This is a genomic window from Saxibacter everestensis, assembly GCF_025787225.1.
GTDB classification, from domain to species: domain Bacteria; phylum Actinomycetota; class Actinomycetes; order Actinomycetales; family Brevibacteriaceae; genus Saxibacter; species Saxibacter everestensis.
Genome location: NZ_CP090958.1, coordinates 3,650,780 through 3,667,406, shown reverse-complemented (window position 1 = coordinate 3,667,406; position 16,627 = coordinate 3,650,780). Strand labels below are relative to the sequence as shown.

The 16,627-nt window shown below is 64.4% G+C and carries 14 protein-coding genes; 5 read left to right on the top strand and 9 right to left on the bottom strand.

Annotated features, from left to right (window positions below; all coding sequences use genetic code 11):
- Nucleotides 1-8: 8 nt before the first annotated feature.
- Genes LWF01_RS17300 through LWF01_RS17280 form a run of 5 tightly spaced genes read right to left on the bottom strand, consistent with a single transcriptional unit; the run spans nt 9 to nt 5,787 of the window.
- On the bottom strand, nt 9-1,154 hold the full coding sequence (locus tag LWF01_RS17300) for a translation initiation factor eIF-2B alpha/beta/delta subunit family protein (protein WP_349638613.1): 1,146 nt from the start codon (nt 1,152-1,154) through the stop codon (nt 9-11).
- A complete protein-coding gene (locus LWF01_RS17295; RefSeq protein WP_349638612.1) occupies nt 1,151-2,119 on the bottom strand; it encodes an ABC transporter permease in 969 nt (322 codons plus the stop codon). Before LWF01_RS17295 ends, LWF01_RS17300 begins: the two co-directional genes overlap by 4 nt.
- Nucleotides 2,119-3,231: an ABC transporter permease gene (locus tag LWF01_RS17290; protein ID WP_349638611.1), complete on the bottom strand. Its 1,113-nt coding sequence runs from the start codon at nt 3,229-3,231 to the stop codon at nt 2,119-2,121. The genes LWF01_RS17295 and LWF01_RS17290 overlap by 1 nt, the downstream gene beginning before the upstream one ends.
- Nucleotides 3,224-4,756: an ABC transporter ATP-binding protein gene (locus LWF01_RS17285; protein WP_349638610.1), complete on the bottom strand. Its 1,533-nt coding sequence runs from the start codon at nt 4,754-4,756 to the stop codon at nt 3,224-3,226. The genes LWF01_RS17290 and LWF01_RS17285 overlap by 8 nt, the downstream gene beginning before the upstream one ends.
- Nucleotides 4,753-5,787, bottom strand: a complete 1,035-nt coding sequence (locus LWF01_RS17280; RefSeq protein ID WP_349638609.1) for a BMP family ABC transporter substrate-binding protein — start codon at nt 5,785-5,787, stop codon at nt 4,753-4,755. The genes LWF01_RS17285 and LWF01_RS17280 overlap by 4 nt, the downstream gene beginning before the upstream one ends.
- A 183-nt stretch (nt 5,788-5,970) precedes the next feature.
- On the opposite strand from LWF01_RS17280, the gene LWF01_RS17275 reads away from it, so the two are divergent.
- The 3 genes from LWF01_RS17275 (at nt 5,971) to LWF01_RS17265 (ending at nt 8,474) form a co-directional block, all read left to right on the top strand.
- Complete coding sequence (locus LWF01_RS17275; RefSeq protein WP_349638608.1) at nt 5,971-7,197, top strand: acyl-CoA dehydrogenase family protein; 1,227 nt, start codon at nt 5,971-5,973, stop codon at nt 7,195-7,197.
- Between the two features lie 283 nt (nt 7,198-7,480).
- Nucleotides 7,481-7,672 (top strand): DUF6480 family protein, encoded by a 192-nt coding sequence (locus LWF01_RS17270; protein WP_349638607.1) that lies wholly within the window; start codon nt 7,481-7,483, stop codon nt 7,670-7,672.
- Nucleotides 7,673-7,997: 325 nt separating this feature from the next.
- Complete coding sequence (locus tag LWF01_RS17265) at nt 7,998-8,474, top strand: hypothetical protein (RefSeq protein ID WP_349638606.1); 477 nt, start codon at nt 7,998-8,000, stop codon at nt 8,472-8,474.
- A gap of 156 nt (nt 8,475-8,630) precedes the next feature.
- On the opposite strand, the gene LWF01_RS17260 is transcribed toward LWF01_RS17265, so the two are convergent.
- Nucleotides 8,631-9,242: a 1,2-dihydroxy-3-keto-5-methylthiopentene dioxygenase gene (locus tag LWF01_RS17260; protein ID WP_349638605.1), complete on the bottom strand. Its 612-nt coding sequence runs from the start codon at nt 9,240-9,242 to the stop codon at nt 8,631-8,633.
- A gap of 177 nt (nt 9,243-9,419) precedes the next feature.
- On the opposite strand from LWF01_RS17260, the gene mtnK reads away from it, so the two are divergent.
- Nucleotides 9,420-10,685, top strand: a complete 1,266-nt coding sequence (mtnK, locus tag LWF01_RS17255; protein ID WP_349638604.1) for an S-methyl-5-thioribose kinase — start codon at nt 9,420-9,422, stop codon at nt 10,683-10,685.
- Here the strand turns inward: mtnK and LWF01_RS17250 are convergent.
- From LWF01_RS17250 to LWF01_RS17240, 3 genes are all read right to left on the bottom strand, one after another.
- The gene (locus tag LWF01_RS17250) at nt 10,618-11,955 is read right to left on the bottom strand and encodes a hypothetical protein (protein ID WP_349638603.1); all 1,338 of its coding nucleotides are present in this window, start codon (nt 11,953-11,955) and stop codon (nt 10,618-10,620) included. The genes mtnK and LWF01_RS17250 overlap by 68 nt on opposite strands.
- A 118-nt stretch (nt 11,956-12,073) precedes the next feature.
- A complete protein-coding gene (locus tag LWF01_RS17245) occupies nt 12,074-14,368 on the bottom strand; it encodes a transglycosylase domain-containing protein (protein WP_349638602.1) in 2,295 nt (764 codons plus the stop codon).
- A gap of 447 nt (nt 14,369-14,815) precedes the next feature.
- On the bottom strand, nt 14,816-15,232 hold the full coding sequence (locus LWF01_RS17240; protein ID WP_349638601.1) for a VOC family protein: 417 nt from the start codon (nt 15,230-15,232) through the stop codon (nt 14,816-14,818).
- Nucleotides 15,233-15,521: 289 nt separating this feature from the next.
- Between LWF01_RS17240 and LWF01_RS17235 the strand changes: the two genes are divergently transcribed.
- Nucleotides 15,522-16,577 carry an NAD(P)H-dependent flavin oxidoreductase gene (locus LWF01_RS17235; RefSeq protein ID WP_349638600.1) on the top strand — a complete coding sequence of 352 codons (1,056 nt, stop codon included), beginning with the start codon at nt 15,522-15,524 and terminating at the stop codon, nt 16,575-16,577.
- Nucleotides 16,578-16,627 lie beyond the last annotated feature (50 nt).

Here is a 16,627-nt window from a genome sequence, read left to right as displayed (position 1 = left end):
TGAGTCTCCTAGCTGCGGTAGTAGTCGGCGAGCGCGGTGGCATCGAATGCTCCGCGATCGGTGACGACACTGGTGACGAATTCGGGGGGCGTGGCATCGAATGCCGGGTACCAGGCGTCGGTGACCAGGACGGATGCCGTCCGCCGGCCAAGCACTTCGAGTACCTCTGAGTGGTCGCGTTGCTCAATCACGATGTCCGCACCGGTGGGCGCGCCCCGATCCGGCGACTGGACGAGCGCGTAGTAGGGGACACCGAAGGCCTTCGCCGCCACGGCCAGGCCAAGCGTGCCGACCTTGTTGACGACATGCCCATCCATGCTGACCCGGTCGGCGGCGGTGACGAGGGCATCGATCCGGCCGATGCCGGTTTCGGGTTGCCGCGCGCCGTCGGGCTCAGGTTGCCGCGCACCGTCGGTCTCGGGATTCCGCGTGTCACCGCCGTCGGCTCCGGGATTCGACTGCCGCTCGCGCTCAGCGCGTCCGGCGGCGAGCGCGGCGGCCCCCATTCCGTCAGTGATCAGGGTGACCTGTTCGCCCATTTCACGCAGTGTGTGCGAGGTGAGCCGGGCACCCTGCAGGTAGGGACGGGTCTCGGTGGCGACCCAGCTGTAGCGTCGTCCGGCGCGGGCTGCCGCCTTGACCAGCTCGATCAGGTAGGAGTCCATCCAGCAGTGCGTCAGGATTCTCGAGCCGTCCGGGATCAGGTCGACCGCGGCCTCCGCCAGCGCCCTGCTGCGGGCACGATAGCGCTCGTCGCCGAGTCGGCACGCGCGTTCGGCGAGCGCGACCAGCTCCGCCGTCGTCGTTGCACCGTCGAGGCTGTCGAGGACGAAACGCACGGCCTCCTTGGGATGGTTATTGGTCGGCCGGGCGTTCGCCAGCAGCTCCCCGGCCTCGACCAGGCGTGACCGGGCGTCATCCAGCGGAAGGTCGGCTGCCTGCCGGGCGGCGAGCGCCATCCCCGCGTAGGCGGCGTACAGCGGGCCCGAACTCTGGGTGACCATGTCGCGGATGGCGGCGGCGACCTCGGCGGGATTTGCGCAATCGACCCAGTGCAACTGCTCGGGGAATACCCGGCGATCGAGGATCTGAACTGTGTTCCCGCGCAGCCGAATCGACTGGTCAAGGGTGGCCGTTGGTTCCGGCGCGTTCATCGTTGTGTGTCCACCTTTTCTGCCGAAGCCTTTTCTGCCGGGTCTTTGTCTGCCGGGGTCTTTTCTGCCGCGACCCTTGCGGGAAACATCGCTGTTCGGCCACGTGCCATCACCAGAACGATGAGGGTAATCACATACGGGGCGGCATCGGCGAGCTGCTGCGGGGCGCCGATGCCCTGCAGGCGAAAGCCGAACGCCTCCGCAGCGCCGAAGCCCAGGCAGGCCACGGCGACTCGAAGTGGCCGGTTGACCGCGATCATCACGGCGGCGACGGCGATCCAGCCGCGGCCGGCCGTCATGTTCTCGGTGAACAGACTGACATTTCCCAGCGACAGCTGAGCGCCGGCGAGGCCGCACAGGGCCCCCGCGGCGATAATTGCCGCGATCCGATAGCGCTCGACGCTTAAGCCTAGGGCGGCAACCGCTTCCGGGTGCTCCCCTACCCCGCGCAGCCGCAGGCCGGCAGGCGTCCGGCCAAGCCACCAGGCGACAGCGACGGCGGTCAGCAGGGCAAGGGGTACCAGAGCTGAGTTGCGGCCAAATACCTCGCCGAGGATTGGCACGTCGGCCAGGAATGTCAAGGTGCCCAGGCCGGCAAGGCCCTGTGGGGCGAAGGAGCCGTTGACGTCGAACAACACGCGGATAAGGAAGCCGGTCACACCCAGCGCAAACAGGTTGGTGCCGATCGCGATCACGATCGGATCCGCCTTCCAGCGCGCCGAGCCCACCGCCAGCACGACGGCGAACAACGCGGTGGACAGCACCGCGATCAATACACCAAGCCAGGCACTCCCGGTGTAGTAGCTTCCGGCCACCGCAGCGAAGGCACCCCACAGCATCTGGCCTTCGAGCGCGATGTTGAACACTCCCGCCTGCGCACACAGCGCGCCGCCGAGCGCGGCGTACAGCACCGGCGCGGTGGCGAGCAGAACGGCGGCAACGAAAGCCCAGTTGAACAGGTCCATCAGACATCTCTCCGCATCCGGGCACGGCGCGCCTCGACGACTGTGCGCAGCGCCAACACCGTGACGACGACGGCTTGCAGGACATCCGACAGCTGCCTGGGCACATCGGCCTCTCGCTCCATCCCGCTGCCACCAACCTGCAGGATGGTGAAAACCGCGGCGGTCAGCGGCAGCAGAGCCGGCCGCCCGGCCGCGAGCAGCGCCGCAGCCACCCCGGCGAAGGTGTATCCGGGCGAGATGAGCGCGCCATCGATGAAGCGGTACGGCGGGGCGGCAACGATCATTGCCCCGACGAGCCCCGCCACCGCTCCGGCGACTGCCAGCGAGCCGGTGGCCAGCCGCGAGACGCCTATGCCGCCGTAGGCGCCGAACCGGGCGTTGCTGCCGAGCACCCGCAGCTCATATCCAAGCGCGCTGCGACTGTCGAAAAGCCAGAATGCCACCAGCAGCACGATGATCAGGATCAGGCCGATGTTGGTGTAGCCGAGATCGCCGATCCCAGGCAGTCGCGCGGCTTCCGGAAGCCGGGCGGTCTGCGCCTGGCCGGAGCCAGCCTCACCGATCTGAAAGCGCACCAGATAGGAGGTCAGCGCCACGGCCGGCGTGGAGAGCAGCAGGGTCGTGATGATGATCGGGATGCCGAGCTTACTGCTGAGCGGACCCGCCACCGCTGCCAGCAGGCCACCCGCGACGGCGCCCGCCAGCAGGGCGATCGGGATGACCAGCCAGGCCGGCAAAGGAGCGTAGAGGCCGATCGCCGCCGCAGTGATGCCGCCGAACACCAGCTGGCCGTTGCCGCCGAGATTGTATTCACCCATCCGCAATGGCAGGGCGAATGCGAGGGCCATGCCGCAGATCAGCGTGAAAACGGAGATCGTGTAATCGAGGTTCTCCACCGCCAGCGCGCCGCGAACCATTGCCGGGTACGCCACGAACGGCGAGATGCCCGCGCACAGCATGATCACCGAGCCGATCAGCACGGCCAACAGCACCGCGCCCAGCGGAACCAGGCTAGGGTGCCGAATCAGCTGCCGGAACACGGATCTACCCAGCACAGATTTCGACGGCAACGCTTCTTCGGCGATAGCGTCAGTTTCTTTCAGCTCAGGCATCGACCGCACCCGCCATCGCGCCGCCAATGGAATGGAACGTGGCCTCGGCGCGAGGAAACTCTGCCACGATCTTTCCTTCGAACATCACCAGAATCCGATCGGCAAGCGCGAGTAGCTCGCTGATTTCATGCGAAACCAGCAGAATGCCGCCGGTCGAGTTTCGGTAGTCGATCAGCCGGCGGTGAATCGATTCGATTGCGCCCACATCCACGCCCTGGGTCGGCTGTTCGGCGATCAGTAGCCGTGCCTGGTGTCCGAGCTCCCGCGCAACGACGACTTTCTGCGCGTTGCCGCCGGAAAGCGCCCCGACAGTTGTCTGCTCCGATGGAGTCTTCACCCCGAAGTCGGCGATCAGCTGGCCGGCCCGGCGCGCGAGGTTGCGGCGCGACATCCAGCCCTTACCGAAGAAGCCTTTGCCGGCAATTGGTGGTTGACGATGGTGGCCGAGCGCGAGGTTCTCGGCAACGCTCAGCTCGACCGCGCTGCCTTCGCCGCGCCGGTCTTCGGGGATGACGGCCAGGCCGAGCCCGCGGCGGCGGCGCACCGACTCGGTAGCTACCGAATTTCCGGAAAGCCTGATCGAGCCCGTGACGCTCCGCCGCGGCAAGGTGCCGAGGATGGCCTGGACGAGCTCGTGCTGACCGTTGCCGGAGACGCCGGCAATGCCAACGATTTCACCTGCATGCACGGCGAACGAGGCGGCATCGACCTTGCGCCGCCCACCGATATTTACAGTGAGGTCCGCGACCTCGAGCACCCGCTCCCCACGGTCGCCGCCACCCGGATTCAGCGCAGGGCTGGCGACTCGCCCGGTCATCGCCTCGACCAGTTCTGCCGCGGACGTATCCGCAGTGCGGAACCGGCCGGACACCCTGCCGTCGCGCAGCACTGTGACCTCGTCGCTGACGTCGAGCACTTCGGGGATCTTGTGCGTGACCAGGACGATCGAGCTGCCCTGGTTCGCGGCCCGGCGGATCACCTCGAACAGCGAAGTCACCTCGCCAGGAGTCAGTGACGCGGTCGGCTCGTCAAGGATCAGGACGTCGCTGTTCCGGTGCAGTGCCTTAAGGATCTCGACGCGTTGCCGGACCCCGACCGGCAGGCTGCCCACCCGAGCCGCCGGTTCGACGGCGAGTCCGTACTGGTCGGCGAGCTCGCGGACTCGCCGCTCGGCGGCGGCCGAGTCGAGCTGGCCGAAGCGGCGCGGTTCCGCGCCGAACACCACGTTCTCGGCTACTGTCAGCGAGTCGAAAAGCCGGAAATGCTGATGCACCATGCTTAAGCCCACAGCCATTGCCTGCTGCGGGTTATCGAAACTGACAGCCGAGCCATTCCGTAGGATCTGCCCGCTGTCGGGACGATGAATCCCGTACAGAATCGACATCAGGGTTGACTTGCCGGCCCCGTTCTCGCCCATCAGGGCATGGATGGATCCCCGTCGGAGGGTCAGGTCGACGTTCTGGTTTGCGATGACCGGCCCGAAGGCCTTGCTGATCCCCGCAAGCTCAACTGCTGGGTGGGTCATCCGGCTGTAACAGGGTCTTTCACAGTGATCTTCCCCGCAATAATGTCATCGCGAACCTGCTTCACCTTCTCGATAACGTCCGGGTGATCTGCGATAAGGCACTTCGAATCCGCTACGCCCTCTTCCAGGCCGGTCAGCCCGACGCCGTTCTCTGCAAGGCCGTAAACCTTCACGTCACCGGACTTACCGGCGAGGATGTCCTTGACCGAGTTCTCCAGGGCGACATCCACCCGCTTGATGGAGTTGTCCACGACGTTTCCGGGGGAATCGAGGCACTGGTTTGTGTCGACGCCAAAGGCCTTGACCTTATTTGCCTCTGCCGCCTCGAAGATGCCGTAGTTTCCGCCGGATGCGGCGGCGTTGAGGTAGTCGGCTCCGCTGTCGGCAACGACCTGGGCCTGGGCCTTGGCGCGGGCCTGATCGCCGAACGGGTTGTCGCCGCCGACGTACTGTACGGAAGATTTCACGTCCTTGTTAACGCTCTTGGCGCCATCGAGGAACGGCGTCACCCAGCGGTTCACGAACGGGGTGTCGACCGAGGCAACCGCGCCGACCTTGTCAGCCTTTGTCAGCAGGCCAGCCTCCACGCCGGCGAGGTAATTGGATTCGTACTCCTTGAAACTTGCGCAGGTCAGGTTCTCGGCCGGCTTCTCCGGGCAGGCGTCCACCAGGAGGAATTGCTGGTCTGGGCTGTCCTGCGCTGAGGTATCGAACTGGTCCTGGACGCTGAAGCTGACGCCGATCACGATGTCTGCCTTGGCCCGGACTGCCGCGTCGATGTTCTGCTGGACGCTAGCCGGGTCTTTGCTTTCGTAAACCTTCACGTCGGCGTTGTTGGCCTTGCCGGCAGCTTCCGCTCCGGTCTTGGCCAGCTGGAGAAAGTTGTTGGAACCGATGGCTGTCGGGGTGATCAGGACGATCGACTTCTCTTTGGCTTCGCCAGCTGTCTCGGATGAACTGCTGCAGCCGGAGGTGACGAGCGCCAGGGCGGCTACCGCCGTAACGAGCGCAGCGCGGGTTGAAAACATCATTTTCCTTCAGCGAGACTTGAGAAGCGCACTGCGAAGTTATCGCGCTCCGAGAAAGGTTTTGGGCACAATAATCGTCTGGTATCCATCAGCCGGAGAACCTCAGCAGCGTCACATACTGAAACATTTGTCCCTATCGTGAGACGCAATTGCCATTTTCTTCCCAGGATTAGGCACAATTTGGCTGTGTCCAAGCATCTTCAGGCGCCAGAGCCGTCTCAGCAGCCGAAACATCCCGCCTCCCCTGCCGACTTCACGGCGGCGTGCGCAGGGCTCGCCGCCGTGCTGGCAGCGGATGTCGAATCCCGCGAGCTGGCCGGACTCGCCCCGCATGCCGAGGTGGAGTTGTTTCGCGATGCCGGCATTCTTCCGGCCCTGATTCCTGCCGAACGCGGTGGCATCGGGCTCGGATGGCGCGAGCTGCTGACCGCCATCCGCCCGATCTTGCGGGTCGATGCATCGGTAGGCCACGCGCTCGCTTACCACTACGTGAACTCCTGGCGGATCAACCTGAATCGGAATGCCGATTCGATCGCGGCGCTCGAGCAGGAAACAGCTGCCCGGCAGCTGTTCTGGGGTGGAGCCGGCAACCCACGTGACGCCGGGCTCACCCTGATGCCGGACGGTCGAAACTTTTTGGTCTCCGGTCGCAAATTCTTCGCCACCGGAGCCGAGGTGGCCGACCGGATTACCGCCAGCGGAACCCGAGCCGACACCGGCGAGAAGCTGGCGATCGTCATCGACGGCAGGGGGTCCGGCGTCAGCCATCCGGGCGACTGGGACAACATCGGTCAACGACTTTCCGCATCCGGATCGGTGATCTTCGACAACGCCATCGTGGCTCCGGAGTGCGTGCTCGGCAGCAATGAGCAGACCGGCGACCCGCAGAGCCCGCGCGGTTCGCTATCGATCCTCTTATTCCAGGCAGTGCTGTGCCACCTGCACGTGGCGATCGCGGAAGGCGCCCTGGAGTCCGCCGCTGAATACACCCGAACCAAGACCCGGCCATGGGCGACGTCTGGGGTGGACCTGGCAACCGAGGATCCCTACATCCGGACGACCCACGGTGAGCTCGTTTCCCAGGTGCGCGCCGCGGATGCGCTGACCTGGCGGGCAACCGAACGGCTGATTGCCGCGATGGAGACGGGCTGGGAGTTGAGCGACGACGCTCGAGGTGAGGCGGCAATTGAGATTGCCGCGGCGAAGGTGTCGTCCACCCGCGCAGTGCTGGAGGCGACATCCAAGGCTTTCGAGCTGACCGGAGCACGGGCAACGGCCCGAAGCGCGCAGTTCGACAGGTTCTGGCGGAACGCCCGGACGATCACATTGCACGACCCGGTGGCCTATAAGGCGCAGGAGGTCGGCATCTACGAGCTGACCGGCGTCTACCCGACGCCGAGCGCCTATAGCTAGCAGACTCGGTCGACAGCTGGTTCGCAGCGCCGACAGTTGGTTGAGCGCGTTGACAGCTGGTTCGCAGCACTGAAGAACGCGAGCTTTGTGCTCGGGAGCGGGAAAGAGCGCGAACGCGATGCAAGAACGCGCGCACATTCAGACCCGTTCTTACACCCAGCTCGCGATCCTCGGCCCGACGTTCGTGCTGCCTGGGACGCATAAGCGGCCCCTGTTCGGGGTACGCGGTTGCTGACCAGGCAGCGCTTGCTGCCACCCTCTTACCGCGTGCACAGGAGTCTCAATGTCCAGCTACCATCCGGAGAAAGACCCGCAGAACCCTGATCAGCCGGGATCCGAACAACCGTCAGAGGACAAGGCAGATTCCGCGAATCCCGACCCCGCTAACGACAACATCACCGGACTTGAACCCGGTGGGGGCGTTCCACCGGGCGAGACTCCCCCAGCGGAAGATCAAATGAGTTCGGACCAATGACACACGAACCGCCTAATTGACCCGGCCTGGGCACGAGCACAGATCCCAGCAACACATCAAGCTGTCCTAGCGTCAGCGTGTCCTGCGGCAAGCTGCCTGCATCAGGCCGCCATGGCGAGGCCCGGAACGACATTTGCAGCAGCTAACCGGTCGGTAACCCGGATAATCTCACCATACGAACACATCCGTCCGGCTTTTCACCGCCAGCTCCCGCAAATGTCGGCCCGGCAGCGGGTTAGCCCCGGGTTAGCGACCAGCCCAGACGAGCTGCCGATAGGTGCCGTCCCGCAGATGTCTCCCGGGGAGGTGCGGAGATAATGAATAAATGAGGTTTCGTTTGAAGTCCTGGCCCACCCGAGCCGGAGTGTCAGTGATCGGTGCTGTAATCGGCCTGCTGGGCGGTGTTGCCTACATGGGGGTCTTGGCGATCCAGTCGATCGTCCACGCGCCGGAGGCCAAGCTGTACACCTCAGACGCCGTCCTCGCTATCGTATTCGCCGGCATCGTCGGTGCGGTCTATGGTGCGATTACCGGCCAGGTTGTCCTCGAAGGTTTGAGGTGGGCAGCCCTTCGCGAATTAGGGCTCGGACGTGGCCTCTTGGGCAACGGCGTGATTGCTGCCGTCATCGTCGGGCTGATGTGGGCCGTCCTCGCAATGACGCTCGCTCCGCCTCCGATTGTGGCGGTCGTCGCCACCGCGGTAGCTGCGGGTGCCATTGCTGTCGGAATCGGCCGCGCGATGGTCTCTCCGCTTCACGGTCCCCTGAACCGGAAGTCATTAGCAGGAGCTACACGCCAGTAACTGCGAACCAACCTCCGAACAGGACATTTGCAGCCGCTTACCGGCTGGTAACCCGCATATTCTCACCAGGCGAACACATTCGGCCCGCTTTTCAACGCCGGCTCCTGCAAATGTCAGCCAAGCCCCGGCTCGACCGGCCCAGCCCAGCGCCCAGCGTTAGCGGAGCGCGGCGATTTCGTCGTAGGTCGGAAAGTTCTTCGCGATGCCGCTGCCGGTGAAGTGGCCTACCCAGCCCTCTTCCTCGTGGAAGAAACGCACCGAGATGTATTCCGGCCGGGTGCCCATATCGAACCAGTGCGTGGTGTTTGCCGGGACGGAAATCAGGTCGCCGGCCTCACAGAACACCGCGCTGACAGTGCCATTGCCCCGAAGGTAGAAGATGCCGGAGCCCCGGGCGAAGAACCGATCCTCGTCGTCGTCGTGCTGGTGCTCGTCCAGGAACTTGGTCCGCGCCGCGGCAGCCTGCTCTTCGTATTCAGGATTTCCCTCGGACTGCAGCTTGAGCACGTCGACGAGCGTGTAACCCTCGTTCGCGTTAACGGCGTCGATCTCGGCTTGGTACGCAGCGAGAACTTCCTCCTGGCTCGGGTCGGCGCTCAGTTCCTTGAGTTCCCAGCGTGAGAAACGTGCGCCGAGGCTGGCCAGGTGGGCCGTGATCTCGGCCGCATCGGTTGTGCGCAGCACTGTCGTGCCCGGGTCGGAGTCGGGCCAAACTGTCAACAAGGTCACGGTGCGGTCTTCCTCTAGGTCGGATTGGATCTGCCTCATTGTGCATCACCTACGGAAGTTCCTGCCCGAAATTGGTCGTTGGTTTACGCGCTGGCCGCGAAGTCACGCGGATTTCAGGGCCTTGCGAAGTAACAATTCGTCATGAACTCACGCCGTGCTGGTTCGTCGGCTTAGGGTTAGGCCGCTATTGCCTCACGAGCCACCGGGAAGGAAATGATGAGCGCACCAAGGCAGCTCAGCACTGAAACGGTTGCCGACTACTTGCGGGTCGTGCCCGAGCTGGCTTGCAGGATCGATCCCGAAGCACTGACGTCAATCGACGAGGTCGGTGACGGCAACCTGAACCTGGTGTTCATCGTGCGGGATAGCGCTGGCAGTTCGCTCGTGCTCAAGCAGTCACTGCCGCACGTGCGCACCGACCCCAGTTGGGAGATGACTCGCGAGCGGTCAGCGCGTGAGGCGCGGGTGCTTTCGGTGCACCAGCGTCTGGACGCCGAACACGTGCCGGCACTGCTGCATTTCGACCATGCCAACTATGTACTGGCGCTTGAGGATCTCTCGGATCACGCCGTCTGGCGGGCCGAATTGAACGAGGGTCGCATTCATCCCCAAGCCGCGACCGAGATCGGGCGCTACGTCGCGCGTACCGCCTTCGGCAGCTCTGTTTTCGGCCTGGATACTGCGGAACACAAGAAACAAATTGCTCAGGGCATAAACCCCGAGCTCAGCCAGATCACCGAAGATCTGGTGTTCACCGAACCCTTCATCGAGCATCCGCACAACAGCGTGCTGCCCGGCAATGCCCCGGACGTCGCCGCATTACGGGCAGACACTCTGGCCATCCGGGCGATCGGTGAGGCGAAGCTCGCGTTCATGACCCGGGCCGAATCGCTGCTGCACGGCGACCTGCATACCGGATCGGTCTTCGTGCGCGCCTGCGACGGCAAGCCGGCGTCCGTGCGCGCTTTCGACAGCGAATTCGGTGCCTATGGTCCGACCGGCTTTGATCTTGGCGCACTCTGGGCGAATCTGCTGATCGCCGCCGCCCGGGCAGCCGCCCTTGGCGATTCAGACCGGGCTGCCCGGCTGACCCAGCTGCCCGTGGACCTGATGGACGCCTTCGAGGATGAGTTCAGCTCGCTGTGGCCGGATCGGGTGGATCCGCGGGTGTGGTCACACGATACGCTCCGGCAGTTTCTCGACCGGGTACGCACGGATGCCGCCGTCTTCGCCGGGGCTAAGGCTATCCGCCGTATCGTTGGCTTCGCCAAAGTGGCCGACATCGAGACGCTTGACGAGCGCCGGCGGGAGGTCGCAGCACGGGGCGTTCTGCGCGCGGCGAGGGAGCTTCTGGTCTCCGGTTCGGCGGATGGAATCAGCCGCACGGATGCCGGCGAAGAGGTGGCAATGAAGACTACCCGAAGCCTCGAGATCCTGCTGGAGTGCGCGGATGGCGAATCTCGCGGGACAGCTGCTCGCTGAGCGCGAAGCCGGCGATGGCGGTGATCGCCGCCAGCCTCAGCACAATGAACACTGCGACTGCCCACAGCGGGCCGCCCTTGTTCTCCACGACGTCGCCGTGCTGGTAGAGCGAGAGGCAGATCACGAAGAAGACCTCGATGAGCATCCACGGCAGGTGCAACCGCCAGTCCCGCACGGCGATGCAGGCCAGCGGAACGAACCATAAGGACAGCTGTGGCGGCAGCGACGGAAGCACCAGGAACGTACCGGCGAACAGCAGCAACAAGATCGGCGCGATTCCCCACTGCCGATGGCTTGCCAGTGCGAGCGCCGTGGTCAGGACCAGGGTCGCCGCGATGCCGATTCCGGCAAGTACCAGCCCGATATTCGGCAACGCCGAGATGTGCAACGGAATGAGTGTCCAGACCAGCGAGCCCGGCCCGACCGGGTCGTCCAGCATGCCGGACAGTCGCTGGAAACGATCCGGCGTCAGCAGGAAGCCAATTGCGAGTACGACTGTCGCGGAACCAGCGAGCATTAGTGCCTGTCCGCCGCGTTTAGACCATTGTTTCGCGCTGTGGATGACTATTGCCAAGGCGAAAAGCATCGCCAAGGGTGAAAACAGGGCTGCCAGTCCGATCAATAGTCCGCCAAGCATCGGGCTGCGTCCGCGCCGGGTCGCGCCCAGCCAGAAGATCAGCCCCCACAGCGATAGCGCGATCGCGACGATGGTGAAGGACTGCGGCAGGGCGAGCGGCAGAACGGCGCTGAGCCCGAACGTGGCGAGCTGCCAGCGCCTGTCATCGCCAAGAATCCGAGCGGTTGCCAGCACCGCGAATCCAAGTCCCAGCGCGATGACGAACATCGCGATGACGAAGAACCACCGGCTCTGCGCCGTCAGGCTGCCATCGGGCACCAGGGTGGCCAGGGCCCGGAACAGCAACTCATGACCAGGAGCACCGAATCCGGCCGCCGCACCACTGGCCGTGCCCGAAGCAGGCGATGTGATCACCTGCTCGGAGCTGACCGGGGCGACCAGGAGCTTGTACTGGTCAATCAGCGGGGTCGAGCAGACCCGGGTGAACTTCTTCGCCTCAACCCAGCCGTTGCCGTAACACGGCGCCTGCACGAAAAGGCCGATGCCGAACATGGCCGCCGAGCTCAGCAGGAAGATCTGCGCGCTCTGAAACCAGGTCCTGCTGTAGCTGGCCGCCCGGCTGCCCAGCACGCCGCCGATGACGGGAGACGCCCAGCGCGCGATCGGATCGCGTTGGCTGGGCGGGGTCGGCATCCTCCCAGCCTACCGACCCGGCGTCGGGTCAGCTGTCGTCGGACCGACCCGAAACTGAGCGGTGAGCCCACGCCGACCTACCTCGCAAGCACCGGAAACCGGAGGCTACGTTAGGCGGTTAGCTGTTGCCCCCGGGAAAGACCTCGGTCCGATCAGGATTCGGATTCAGCTCCTTCTTGGGCGGCTCCGGTGGATCTTCGTCCTTCGGCGGCTCCGGCTTCTTCTCGGGCTCCGGATCCTCCTTGGTCGGTTCCGGCTCGGGCTCAGGTTCCTTCGTCGGCTCCTTGGTAGGTTCCTTCGTCGGCTCCTTAGTGGGTTCCCTGGTCGCCTCGGGCTCGGGCTTGGGCTTCGCGGTCTGCTTGGGCTTTGGCGGTTGCGGAGCAGGGAGCGGCCGCTCGGAGGTCTTCACCGTCGGTAGCTTGCCCCGCTCGGGGAACTGCTCGATCTTTTCGCCCTTGAGCGCGTCTTGCATGTACGCGGTCCAGACCTGCACCGGGAACGAACCTCCGGTGATCTCGCTTCGGCCACCCCAGGAGCCCAGGTCGACGTTACCGCCGTCCTTCTTCCGGTAGATCGAAACCGCGGTCGACAGCTGAGGCGTATAACCGGTGAACCACGCCGACTTGTTGTCGTTCGAGGTTCCGGTCTTGCCTGCAGCCGGCCGGCCCAGGTTCCGGGCGTAACCACCGGATCCCGAACTGATGACGTGGCGCAGCGCGAAGCTGGTCTCGGCCATCACCGCCTTGTCGAACTTCCGCTCGCCCTCGACTTCCTTCTTGTAGACCTCGTCGCCCTCGGGGGACTGCACGGAGCGCACGGTGAAGGTTTCGTGCCGCACGCCTTCTGCGGCGAACGTTCCATAGGCGGTCGCCATATCGATGGTGTGCGGGCTGGCCGAGCCGAGCACATTGCTGTCGACGTTCTCGATCTCGGTCGACTCCGGAATTCCGGCCCGGCGGGCGACATCGGTGGTCTTTTCCGGGCCAACCTGAACGTTCAATTGCCCGTAGACGGTGTTCACCGAGCTCTGCGTCGCCTTGAGCACGCTGATCGGGCCATAGCTCGCGTTGCCGAAGTTGTGCAGGCCGCCCTTCCAGTCACCGACCGGAAGGCCATTGGCTCCGTTGTACACATCGTTCAACCGCACGCCGTTCTCCAGCGCCGCCACCAGGGTGAACGGCTTGAACGTCGAGCCTGCCTCTGCCCGGTCGTACGTCGCATTGTTCGACTGCTGCTTCAGGTAGTCCTTGCCGCCGTACATGGCAATCAGCGCGCCGTCCTTGGGATCGACCGAGGCGATTCCGACGTGCACGTTCTTCGGAACGTCGTCCGGCATCTCCTTGACGGCATCCGTCGCTGCCTTCATCGCCTTCTTGTTGAACGTCGTGGTGATCTTGTAGCCGTTGCGATGAATCTCGTCTTCGGACAGCCCGCCGTGCTTCACCAGCTCCTTGAGCACAATGTCGAGCATGTAGCCCTTTTGGCCTGAGAACTGGTTGCTCTTCTTGGCCTTGTCCACCTTCGGGAATTTGGCCTCGGCCCGCTCGTCCGCCGTGATGAAACCCTCTTTTTGCATGCCGTCGAGCACATAGCCGAAGCGGGCTTCGTACGCCTCCGGCTCGTCGGCGGGATCAGCCGCACCGGGACGCTGGATCATGGCGGCAAGCAGCGCGCTTTCGGAGACGTCGAGCTCCGAAGCCGGCTTGTCGAAGTAGACCTGTGACGCCGTTTCAATACCGTAGCTCTGTCGGCCGAAGTAGATCGTGTTCAGGTAGTTGGCCAGGATCTCGTCCTTGCTCAGCTTCTGATCGATCTTCAACGAGATGAACATCTCCTTCACCTTGCGGGTCAGGGTGTGGTCATCGTTGAGGTAGTAGTTCTTCACGTACTGCTGGGTGATTGTGGAACCGCCACCGGCGTATTCGCCACTGACCACGCCGACCACTGCCCGGCCGAGACCGGTAATCGAAATTCCACGGTTCTCGTAGAACGACTGGTCCTCCGCCGCAATGGTCGCCTGCTGCATCTCCTCGGAGATGGCATCGATCTTTACGCTTTCCCGGTTCTGCTCAGAGAACTTGCCGATCACGCTCTTGCCATCGTCGTAGTAGACGGTGGACGTCTGGGCCTTCGCCAGCGGGTTGCCCGTCGGCACTTCCGTCACCGCGTAGCCGATGCAGAACGCGGCCACAACCAGTACGACGGCGCCGAAGATGCCCCAAAGCCACAGCCGCAGTGACGGCAGCCAGCGGGTCCAGCCCGGCACGCCTGCGCGCGGGTAGTTCAGCCAGTTTGCGCGTTGCTCGCCGCGCGCGGCTGCAGCCTTCTTCAACTGCTTGCGGGGGTTGGCGCGCCGAGGCGCCGGTCCGGCGTGATGACTCGTGCGCCGTGCCGATCGATTGCCTGTGCTCACTAACGAAATCCTCTGATGTTGGGTCGGCCCTGATGCCTGCGGTCCGCGACGGTCATTGGCGATCATCACGGGCCATAGCGTGGGCCGGAAGCCAAACCGTTCTTCATCGCCAGGCACTCACAAGCCTGGCCGGGCCGGAACGTCCGACCACGGATCCTAACGTTGTGATAACAGGATAAATGCCGGGACGACGAAAGTCCTAACCTTTGAAATCGCTGACAACGACGTAGCCGGTCAATCTGTGGTGCTTACGGCGGGGTGCAGAGTTGAATAGCTCCGGGGCGCACGGACGTCTGTTGGCCTATGTCCATCAGAGCGGAACAAAGCGCGCGGCGCACGACCTGATCATTGCGGCAACCGCCATGACAACCGGGCGGGTCATCGAAGGCGACTGACCGTGGCGCTCGCTTCGACGACTTACCGTGGCGTCGACTGCCTGGTGCTGGCTTAAGGCTGGGATCCGGCTATGTTCACCAGCCAACTCACGCCGAACTTGTCGACGCACATCCCGAAACTGTCGCCCCACGGAGCTGGGCCGAGCGGCATCGTGACGTTGCCACCGTCGGAGAGCTTGTCCCAGAAACCGCGCAGTTCGGCTTCGTCCTCACCACTGAGCGAGACGGAGTAGTTGCTCCCGGGCGTGTAGTCCATGCCTTGGGGAGTGTCTGACGCCATCAGCACCATGCCGCTATCGGTGGTCAGCATGGAATGCATGATCTTGTCCTGCTCAGCCGGGTCATCGCTGGCCTGAAACTCGCCAAAGGTGCTGCTGGTCAGCTCGCCGCCGAAAACCGACTGATAGAAGGCCATCGCTTGTTTTGCCTCGTCCCGAAAACCGAGATAAGGGTTTAGACGTGTCGCCATGATCCAATCTCCTCGCTCTCCGCCAGTGCTGGTTATAGCAATGCTGGTTTAGATTATCGACCAGCACCGGCCCCAGCGCCAGACTTCCCGGCGGAAAACAGCGGTACGACTTCCGCACGCTGCATGCAACGCCGACCGCCTCTCCGCCGGTGCCGTTGATAGCGAACTGCCGGCTGACCCGACACCGCAGGTCAGTGGCTGCGAGCCAACGAACGTCCGTCGTTAAGTAAGAACGGCAGTGATTGAGTCTGCGTGCCAGTTCCCCCATCCGCCGGGTTAGGCTGCTGGTGTGCTGAAGACGTGGCTGACCCAGACGCTGGACCTGAGTGTCCCAATCATTTCCGCCCCGATGGCTTCCCGGGCCGGCGGCGAACTCGCTCACGCGGTGTCTGCCGCGGGAGGGCTCGGCATGCTTGGCGCCGGCCGGGTCGTCAGTCCGGAATGGATCGCGGAGAATGCAACCATTGCCCGGTATGGCCCGATCGCCAGTAGCACCGACGGCGACGGTGTTCCCTCGAGCCCTGGCACCCGGACCGAGGCTGCTCTCTCGAACCGGAACGCCGGGACCGGCGGCGAAATCACGCCGCTCAGGTTCGGCATCGGCCTGATGACCTGGGCGATCGACGAGGACCGGGCGCTGCTGGACGCAAGCCTGGCCACCGGTCCCGCCCTGATCTCCCTGTCGTTCGGAGATCCGTCGCCATATGTGGAGGATGTGCATTCCGTCGGCTCACTCGCCGCGATGCAGGTGAATACGCTCGCCGACCTCCGGCTGGCCGAGACGGCAGGAATCGATCTGATCATCGTCCAGGGCGCCGAGGCTGGCGGACACACCGGGCAGCGAGCAACACTGCCGTTATTGCAGGACGTGCTGGAGAGCACCGAGCTGCCGGTGGTAGCGGCCGGCGGCATCAGCACCGGACGAGGACTCGCGGCAGTGCTGGCCGCGGGCGCTCACGGCGCGATGATCGGGACCGCGCTGCTGGCCAGCCCGGAGGTTACGATGCCGGAAGGACTGCGGGAACGGATCCTGGCCGCCGAGAGCGATGACACCGTCTACACCAGTGTCTTCGACCTGGCGCAGCGGCAGCCATGGCCCTCCCGCTGGGGCGGCCGGGCATTGCGCAATGAGTTCACCGACCGTTGGCACGGTCGCGGCAGTGAACTGGCGGATGACGCCGACGCAGCCGGCGAAGTGCGAGCGGCGAATAGCTCCGGCGATCCCGGCAACGCCAGTGTCTACGCCGGCGAGGCAGTGGGCGCGGTCCGGGAATCCCTGCCGGCCGGCGAGGTCATTCAGCGGATTAATGCCGAAGCAGAAGCCCGGCTCCGCTCACTCCTGTAGTCCCGGCCCACCCAGGCGAAACGGTCCGGTTTCTGCTTCCCGGTCCGTCA